Genomic DNA, 2,141 nt, shown 5'->3' on the forward strand with positions numbered 1-2,141 from the left:
ATGATCCGGCCATCAGTTCACCGCGATTCCGTCAATGCGAACGGGTACGCCGTCCGGCAGATAGATGCCTGTTACGTCGATCAAAATTTGCCCAGGCGAAGGCTGCGTTACGTCGATTTTCGTCGCCTGTAGGCGCGGCTCCCACAGCGACAACGCATCAGCGGTTGCAGCGATCAAGTCCATTCGCGTGGATACGTTCAACGGACGATCCACCATGGCGAACAGATCACTGCCATACGTCCGACGCATCACGCGGCTGCCCTTCGGCGTCGTCAGGATGTCGCGCACACTCTGCCGGCAGTGATCGATTCCGCTCAGTGCGTTGCCAGTTTGTGCATTCGTCCCGAGCATTGCGGAATGATGGACAAGGCCGCCTTGCGCGGCCTCGGTGGGGATTTCCGTTTAGCCGATAACTGCGGTCGTTGGGCCGCCGCCGTTGCCGTTGCCGTGCTTGTGCGAGTTGCTGACATTCACGCCGTTTGACGTGATCGCTTTGACGGTTGTGTTGCCCTGCACGTCAGCGTTGCCCTTCATCGAAGTATCACCGTCGACGGTCAAGCCACCAGTGCAGTGCGTGTGCGGCGCATCGAGCGTGACGGTATCGGTCGCCTTCACCGTGGCCGTTGCGCAGTTCACCGTGACCGATCCACTGCCGACGTCGACCGTCAGTGCATGCGCCTGGCGGTCATAGGTCACGGTCGATCCATCGGCGAACTTCTTGCGCCAGATGGTGCGCACATTTGCCGGCGGCGGGAACGCGTCCTGATAAATGCTGCCGATCACGACGCCCTGCGATGAATCGCCATACGGACACAGCACAACGACTTGCTCGCCTGGCTCTGGCGCCCACCAATCCGAATCGCTGCCTGCGCGCCGCGTGAGCCACGGCAGCCAGTCGGTCGTTAGATCGTCGGCGTACACCGTCACGCGCGCATTCGCTTCGTCAAGCTGTGCAACCACGCCGATCATGGCGACGTTTGACAGCATGCGGCCATGCTCACCCGTGGCGAAAACGTGGTCACTCATAGCGGGAGCACAACGCCAGCAGGTTGATAATCAGGCTCATGGCCTAGGCCGATGTCAGGTGCGAAGCTGAACCAGTCATCCGGCACAGATCCATCGTTCGACCATGCGCTGTCGCCAAGCATCACAAACTGGCGCCACTCGACACGCCACACGGCCCACTTGTCGAGACGTGGGTCGAACTCGTCGGAGCCGCACGCGATGACGTGACACGGGGCGGCTTTGACACCATTGCCCCATGCTCGCAGATGCAGCCACGCGGATAGCGCAAACGCGGCTTTGCGGACGGCTAATTTCACAGCCGGCGTGCGAATGCCCATGATGATGCGTGCTTCGAAGCGCAGATATGCGGGCAACTGGCCCGTTCCAGCATCATCGCCTAGCTCTGGCTCGCCCTCGCTGATTTCCAGCAGGATTGCCGGCGTCGGCATCGTCTCGGTTTCTTCGTCGCGGTAAAATTCAACTGTCCTGAACGCCGGGAACGCTGCCTGAATCTGCGCGACGATTTGCGCGTGCATCAGGTCAACATCTAGCGCGGTGTCGATGTCCGCCATTTCAGCTCCCGTTCGAATGTCTTCATAAACTGGTTTTCGAATTCGAAGCCGACAATGATGAAGTCTTCGATGTACGTTACTGACGCGTCGTGTATGTCTTCTTTGACCACAACAAGCGGCACACGCGCGCCGCCTTCGCGCTTCAATACCTGAGGGCGGCCGTACAGGTTGGCGATGAATGCGTGCGCGTCATGACGTCCGCCTGCCGCGTAGACACCGTTACTCGTGGCACGCGGTTTAAGCTTCGACCACGGCACGCCGTTTAGGCCATACCAAACTTTCATGGCGCCGTAGTGCGCCGCGTCACTTAATCCGCCCTGGAATCGGAACGTGCGGACGCGGGTGCGCAATATTTTCTGCTGAATTTTCAGCTTGTCGGATAGACCTCGCAGTGATCGCGTTTTCACCCAGGCAGCCATGCGTCGCATGGTCGAATTCAGCGCCTTGCGTGCTTGTTCATCGGTCGCATTCAGGTCAAGAATTAGGTGCTGCAGGCCGCTGGCGTTTACGCCGATTTCCAACATGTCAGCTTGCGTCCGTGTCTCGCGACACCTGCAAAAATGC

At 59.5% G+C, this 2,141-nt stretch carries 4 protein-coding genes; all 4 read right to left on the reverse strand.

Annotated features, from left to right (window positions below):
* Nucleotides 1-12: 12 nt before the first annotated feature.
* A complete protein-coding gene (locus VFE81_RS09055; protein WP_325044268.1) occupies nucleotides 13-351 on the reverse strand; it encodes a GPW/gp25 family protein in 339 nt (112 codons plus the stop codon).
* Nucleotides 352-402: 51 nt separating this feature from the next.
* Nucleotides 403-1,026: a phage baseplate assembly protein V gene (locus VFE81_RS09060; protein WP_325044269.1), complete on the reverse strand. Its 624-nt coding sequence runs from the start codon at nucleotides 1,024-1,026 to the stop codon at nucleotides 403-405.
* Nucleotides 1,023-1,577, reverse strand: a complete 555-nt coding sequence (locus VFE81_RS09065) for a hypothetical protein (protein WP_325044270.1) — start codon at nucleotides 1,575-1,577, stop codon at nucleotides 1,023-1,025. Before VFE81_RS09065 ends, VFE81_RS09060 begins: the two co-directional genes overlap by 4 nt.
* A partial coding sequence (locus VFE81_RS09070) for a hypothetical protein (protein WP_325044271.1) occupies nucleotides 1,553-2,141 on the reverse strand: 589 nt, incomplete at its 5' end. The genes VFE81_RS09065 and VFE81_RS09070, both read right to left, overlap by 25 nt.

It is taken from the genome of Paraburkholderia sp. (assembly GCF_035656215.1).
GTDB lineage: Bacteria > Pseudomonadota > Gammaproteobacteria > Burkholderiales > Burkholderiaceae > Paraburkholderia.